Raw genomic sequence first — 6,000 nt, forward strand, 5'->3', positions numbered from 1 at the left:
CATGTCGCTGTTACTCCGGGCACAGAGGGGTGACTATTTTCGTGGTAGCTAATGTGCTAACATTTCTGGCTTAGCGCGTTTGCGCGAGAACGGCCCGGAATCGGACTCGTTCTAACAGGTAGTCAAGGCAACGCTTTAGGGACCGGGGCGCTTTACCCTATCAGGGGGGCAGGAGCCATGGCAGTGAGTGGCGTTGAGGTTCGGGTCAAACAGCTCGGTAAAATACGCTTATTTCGGCAATTTGGGCAAGATATTCTAAGTGAACTGGCGAAAGTGGCCACTCTACGAAGGGTTCCGAAGAATAAAATTGTAACTCACGTTGGTGATATACCAAGTTATATTTACTACATAATTCAAGGAAAAGTTCGGCTTAGTGCTCCCCTGTCGGAAGGTCGAGAATTCATCTTTTCCGATCTTGGACCTGGTGACACTTTCGACCTGACTAGATTGTTCATCACGCGATGCAGTAATATGAACGCTGCTTCAGTTGTGGACAGCGAATTGCTGCAAATCGAAGTAGCTCTCATGGCTAGGATCTTCGACAAACACCCCGATCTCGCACTAAAGGTGATCCCGTATTTGTGCGAAGCAACGCACGACGCGCAAGAGCGAGTGATCCACAGTGCGGCCAGTGCCCTATCCACTCGATTGGCGAGCACGGTCTTGCGATTGACAGAGAGGCTGCGCAGCATGGCTACCGTGGATAGAGCTCTGAGCATCCACATTTCGCAGACCGACCTCGCGGCAATGGTCCCGGCTTCTCGAGCGAAAGTGAATCGTTGCCTGAGAGAATGGGAACGGCAGTATCTGACCCAATACGACCACGGCTCGCTGACGATCCTCAATCGCGCCGCGTTAGAGTCTGTTGCTCTTGGCGAGATCGCCTTTGATCGTTCAACGATGCATATCTCACGTGCTCGGGCATCTCCATGGCATGCTCCGGGGAGACAATGAACCGGTCGTCCTCGCATCCCTCGGTAAAGTCCTTCTCGTCGGCGTCGTAAGTCGCCGCACCGGACATATGCGCCTTCTCACCGTCTCGGGCACGGGGAAGATAAGTTAGGTGTCGAACCAGCGGCGTCTCCGGCGTCAGCGCCAATGAGACAGAATTGGGTTAATTGAGAGCGGAGGATTCTGAGTCGGAAACCATTGTGACCTCGACGCGGCCGCGGCGGCGTGGCGCACCCAGCGTTCAGACTGCCACGCCTGCACGCGCGTTTTGCCGGATCACCTGATGTTGGCTGCCTGAAGGCGCGCAGGAAGGCAAATCGTGCATGAAGAATTCGTCTGAGAACGAGACGTCTTACAACCGTTAGATTGCAGTCAGAAAAATCCCTGCAGGCGCCAGAAAAATTCCCTGTTGGCAGGCGTAGGGAACTACACACTAAGGCGCTGAATCTCTGTAAGGATTTCGTGCGAAAAATCCCATTCGAGGGCTCAAACATCCCAAATTCGCTGTTTTCTGGCGGTTATCAGGGAAAATCGAGCAGAGACTGGTTCGCGGTGGACCGCCAGCACCACCATTCACTCCACCCGATTTTCGGGTTTTTCACGCGTTTCAGAATAGACTCGACATATCCGTGGGTTAGCACCGTGTAGCTGACAACACTTGGCTGAGACGTCGTAGTGAGCGCCCAAGATACCTGACTTTTGGCCATCCGTCTCTGTCGGGCGAATTCCGTAGCCAAGTGTTTGGCAAAGCGATGGTTGGCTGATCCGCCAGATGCACGCCGGATTGTGTCAGAACCCCAGGGGCGTAGCTTGGCTGGTCCAGGCATGGGGCAAGTCCGATATCCGTGAGAGCCTATGCGCCGATAGTTCGACAGGTTGATCACCTGCAACAATGCTGGCCGCAATTTTCGGGGCGAGGAAAGCGAAGGGTAGGAGGCGGCTAACTCGGACGTATCGGTGCCGTTGAGCATGGCAACGTCGGTGAGGCTGCGGTGGGCTCCGTCCGTAAGTTGGTCTAGGTACAAGTGGGCTCGACGCAAAAGGTCGATCAAGCCACCATCGGGTTCTCGGCTGCTGTTAGATCCGTCTGTAAGCACGATCCGCGTTTTGACGCCGCGCCGCTTCGTGCCGATTGGACATTCGATGGAAGTTACGTGCGCGCCATCGCCGGGTGGCAGAACCCTGTCCAGAAGCAATTCCGATAGCGAGTGGCGATCCAGTTCGATAATGAATGACCCCGGCTTGAGGGTGATCCTGCGAAAACTTCTGAAGCAGAGATCGCTTCGCGTCCGCAGTGCCTGATGCCCAGGACGACCGCATCTCGCCGGCTCGCCGCATCGCCGACTGGATTTCGCCAGCGTCGACCCATTGCCGAATCCAATCAGACAGTTGAGCATGATCGCTGAGAATCCGATTCAGGCGATTCTCAACAGCCGACTCCACAGCCTGGGCGGGAAGACGCCAGCCCTCGAACCCGTTTCGCCGCCGGTCGGCGAATTGCTTTGAAACATAGTATCGGTATCGGACGCCTTGCTTGTTGGCATGGACCGATCGTAGTTTCTCGCCCGCTTCATCAAAGAGCAGACCGGTGAGCAGATGAGGTTGCGTGATATTGGCCTGGCTTCGCCGCCGCGGTGCCTGAGAGGCGTAAGTGTCTGGGCCTCTTCGAACGTGGTCGACGTAACGATCGGCTCGTGCTCACCAGAAAGAAGGTGGTAAAGGTTGCCGCGACCAAACGGCATGGTGACGGCAACTGATCCGTCCTTACGTCGTCGCGACCGTGTCGAGAGCCCGTCACTCGCAACTCGTCGACAAGATCCCGTATACTTCAGGGTGAGATAGCGGGCGAACAGGTGTTCGACTGTTTGCGCTTCAGAACCACCAGCTTACGATTCTCGACGCGATAGCCCAGCGGCACGACGCCGCCCATCCACATGCCTTTCTTCTTCGACGCGGCGATCTTGTCGCGGATACGCTCGGCTGTGACCTCTCGCTCGAACTGAGCAAAGGACAAAAGTACGTTGAGGGTAAGTCTGCCCATTGAGGTCGTGGTGTTGAACTGCTGGGTGACCTAGACAACGAGACGGAACTGGCATCGAAGATCTCGACGATCTTGGAGAAATCCATCAGCGATCGGGTGAGGCGGTCGATCTTGTAAACAACCATTCGTTTTTTTTGTCCCGGATGTGCTGCAGGAGACGCTGCAGGGCAGGGCGCTCCATCGTGCCGCCCGAAATGCCGTCGTCGTCGTAGTGATCTGGCACCAGCTTCCAGCCAAGACCTACTTGCGATGCGATGAAGGCTGCACAGGCTTCGCGTTGTGCATCGAGCGAATTGAATTCCTGCTCCAAGCCCTCTTCGGTCGATTTGCGGGTGTAGATGGCACAGTTGAGGCGAGGGGTCATCGTCATAGCCCAAAGAACCTCGGACCAGACCAATCGGCGCCGGTGATGCGGCGGGCGACAGCCGACAGCGATCCGTATGTTTTGCCGTCAAGCACGAAGCCGTTGTTGACCACTTCGACAACGTGCATCCGACCATTCCACCCTCGCATAAGGCGGGAGCCGACATTTGGCGGAAGAGATCGTGGCGACGGCTGCAATGCCCTGTCGGATAGCGCTGGCCGGAGTGATTGAACTCCGTCCTGGAGACCCGGCCCAGCATTGCTTAGTTGGATAGCATTCACGTTGCTTCGACGCGCGTTGCCTGTCCCGAGAGCTTTCTTGACGGTCAAAGGCAAGCCACCCAAGCGCTTGGCCTGGAGATGCCAGGCGGCCGACCGTTCAGGCAACCCACGTTTGACCCCTTTGGGCGGCGGGCAGCCATAGGCCTTTGTCCAGGCCGCTGTGAGTTTCCGGCGCCTGTACTGACTCCAGCCCGCTATCTCAGCGGGCTGGAGATTCTGTTGAGCGGTTCCCTGCGCCTGTTATTCTGCGGCGCTGCACCTACCAATGCTTCGTTCTGGGATGAAATCCACTCGATGTCGCTAGAATTTTCGATTGTTTCAGGACGGACTGGTTGCAGGAAGGGCGCCTGGGTGAAGGGGCTCGGCCGGCCGAACATATTTGCAGTGGTTAGAGACAAATCTCAGATCGAGAAATGAGAGTTAGTCTCGCTGCCGACGCAAAGACTGCCAATGAGCAGTAAGAGTATCTACAGCGTCTCGGCCGCATCGGGCCAGGAGTGAAATTGCCATAGGCTCTAGCGGATCAGCTGACTCCCCGAACGTCTTGAGAGCCGCCACGACGCCCGCAAGCGTTCTAAGTGCGGGTTCCATGTCCAACAGAGTGGTATCTACAGACCCGCTCGAAGTTGGGGGATGTTGGACGATCGAACGCAGTTTTCTGTTTTCACTCTTTGCTATAGCACCACGAATGCTTCCTTTGGCAAGGAAGTTCAGTCCCACTCCCAGGATAGAATGGCCGCTTTGCGCCCATCTTGGTCACTCGAAGCAATTTCGCTGTTACTCGAAAGCGGACATCGGCAGCGCGAAGCTATTGGTCGTGGTTGCGCCATAGGCGGACCTCCCTCAACACGGAACTTAGGGCCGCTTTGTCTGCTGTAGCCGGACCTTCAATGGTGCGGGCATAAGCTGCGTGTGCGGCGGGTAGCTGCAAAGGTCCTCGGCGGTTCAAATCGGCACTAGCTCTTGCGAGCCGTCGCCAACTAGCGGAGCTCCTTCCACCTCGGCAGGTCATTTCAGGTCGCGACAGCCTAACGCTGAACGCGCACGCAAGTGCAGTTCTCTCGGTGGCTGCTCTCCACAAGTACCCTATAGATCGGCCGCGGGCGGGGATCGTTTCCGTGCGTGTCTTGCGCATTCAGGCAGCGGCGACGCGGTGGTACGACCTGCTGTAGTGAGGGAATAGATGAACAAGCCCCGCATTTTCCTTGGCTCGTCGGGAGCGCAGATGAAGCTGGTGCAGGCGCTGACGCGCGGCCTCGAAGACGTCGCGCATGTCGATCCCTGGACGACATCCTTCAATCCGGGCACGACCCCGCTGACCCGTCTCCTCGAGCTTACGCGTGAGGTGGACTTCGCGGCGTTCGTGTTTGCCCGCGTGGACGACGGCCAGCCTGCCCGCTTCCCCTCCCGCTGGTTCCGGCCAGGCTTCTCCGCGCGACAATGTCGTCTTCGAAGCGGCCTTTTCAGCAGCGTCCTCGGCTTGCCCCGAACCTTCATACTGCATGCGAGCGGTTCGAAGCTTCCGAACGATCTCCTCGGATTGACGTGCGTACGACGCGGCGAAGCGACAAACGCTGCCGAGATGAGGACCATCAACCAGAAGCTTCGAAAGGCGATCGACAGCGAGGGCCGCGTCGCACGCATTGAGGGCCTGTGGTGGCAATTCTCCCTGTCAGCGCGCGGCCCTCGGGAGCCTTCCGCCGTATGCCTCCTGCGCATCTCGCGAGCCCTCGACGGTACGCTGGAGCTGCGTGGCCGCTCATGGCAGGAGGAACGGCACTCTGTCCGCCAGATACTGGAGCGAAAGCCCTGAAGGAGAGGAAGGAGCCTGCCGGCGTATTCTACGACTGGAACGGAGAACGGCCCCGCGACCCGAACGCACCGCAATTGTACGGAACGGGAGAGATCCTGCTGGAGTCCGTCGATCGCGCCGCCGGGTATTTTACGACCCGTTCGGATTTGCCCGAGGGCGTGAACGCGCGGACGTCCGGTGTCTACCTGCGCGCCGATCCGGCGGATTTGGCCATCCTGGACGGAAACGACGATCGCCAGCGCGCGGAGGTGATCGCAGAGCGGCTGGCGCGCTGAAAGTCGATCGCGAACGCCTGAAATCAGGCGTTCGGCATCTCCTTCGCCCACCACGGGACAAGCCACCAGCGGCCTTGCCGGAGCTTATGGGCGCTGTTCTCGCTAGAGCGGGATGAATTGAGTCTGAATCGAAAGGGGATTCCCAAAGGCGAGCAAATCTGATTCAACCTGCTGGCTGGGTCAGGAGGCTGGCATGGATGGGCAAGCCTTACTCGATGGATCTTCGCACGCGGGTGGTAGCGTCGGTTGAGCAGGAGGGCCTGTCGCGACGTCAG

6 protein-coding genes are annotated in these 6,000 nt (G+C 58.0%); 3 read left to right on the top strand and 3 right to left on the bottom strand.

The window, feature by feature from the left end; genetic code table 11:
- Positions 1-183 precede the first annotated feature (183 nt).
- The gene (locus tag NKH36_RS06945) at positions 184-954 is read left to right on the top strand and encodes a Crp/Fnr family transcriptional regulator (protein ID WP_352960903.1); all 771 of its coding nucleotides are present in this window, start codon (positions 184-186) and stop codon (positions 952-954) included.
- A 1,825-nt stretch (positions 955-2,779) separates the two neighbouring features.
- On the opposite strand, the gene NKH36_RS34785 is transcribed toward NKH36_RS06945, so the two are convergent.
- The 3 genes from NKH36_RS34785 to NKH36_RS06955 form a co-directional block, all read right to left on the bottom strand.
- Positions 2,780-2,992 (bottom strand): recombinase family protein, encoded by a 213-nt coding sequence (locus NKH36_RS34785; RefSeq protein ID WP_502911976.1) that lies wholly within the window; start codon positions 2,990-2,992, stop codon positions 2,780-2,782.
- Positions 2,993-3,077: 85 nt separating this feature from the next.
- Positions 3,078-3,356 carry a recombinase family protein gene (locus NKH36_RS34790; RefSeq protein WP_502911978.1) on the bottom strand — a complete coding sequence of 93 codons (279 nt, stop codon included), beginning with the start codon at positions 3,354-3,356 and terminating at the stop codon, positions 3,078-3,080.
- A gap of 2 nt (positions 3,357-3,358) precedes the next feature.
- Positions 3,359-3,835: a DUF2924 domain-containing protein gene (locus NKH36_RS06955; protein WP_352960926.1), complete on the bottom strand. Its 477-nt coding sequence runs from the start codon at positions 3,833-3,835 to the stop codon at positions 3,359-3,361.
- A gap of 985 nt (positions 3,836-4,820) precedes the next feature.
- Between NKH36_RS06955 and NKH36_RS06960 the strand changes: the two genes are divergently transcribed.
- Both NKH36_RS06960 and NKH36_RS06965 read left to right on the top strand, forming a co-directional pair.
- Positions 4,821-5,450, top strand: a complete 630-nt coding sequence (locus tag NKH36_RS06960) for a TIR domain-containing protein (protein ID WP_352960905.1) — start codon at positions 4,821-4,823, stop codon at positions 5,448-5,450.
- Positions 5,451-5,524: 74 nt separating this feature from the next.
- Positions 5,525-5,725, top strand: a complete 201-nt coding sequence (locus NKH36_RS06965) for a hypothetical protein (protein WP_352960907.1) — start codon at positions 5,525-5,527, stop codon at positions 5,723-5,725.
- Positions 5,726-6,000: the final 275 nt, after the last annotated feature.

Origin of the sequence: Mesorhizobium sp. M1312, from assembly GCF_040318115.1 — a bacterium.
Lineage (GTDB): Bacteria > Pseudomonadota > Alphaproteobacteria > Rhizobiales > Rhizobiaceae > Mesorhizobium.

Excerpts from the sequence above, each read along its gene's own strand:
- NKH36_RS34790 (WP_502911978.1), bottom strand. The coding sequence starts at position 3,356 with ATGACCCCTCGCCTCAACTGTGCCATCTACACCCGCAAATCGACCGAA.
- NKH36_RS06960 (WP_352960905.1), top strand. The coding sequence starts at position 4,821 with ATGAACAAGCCCCGCATTTTCCTTGGCTCGTCGGGAGCGCAGATGAAG.
- NKH36_RS34785 (WP_502911976.1), bottom strand. The coding sequence starts at position 2,992 with ATGGGCAGACTTACCCTCAACGTACTTTTGTCCTTTGCTCAGTTCGAG.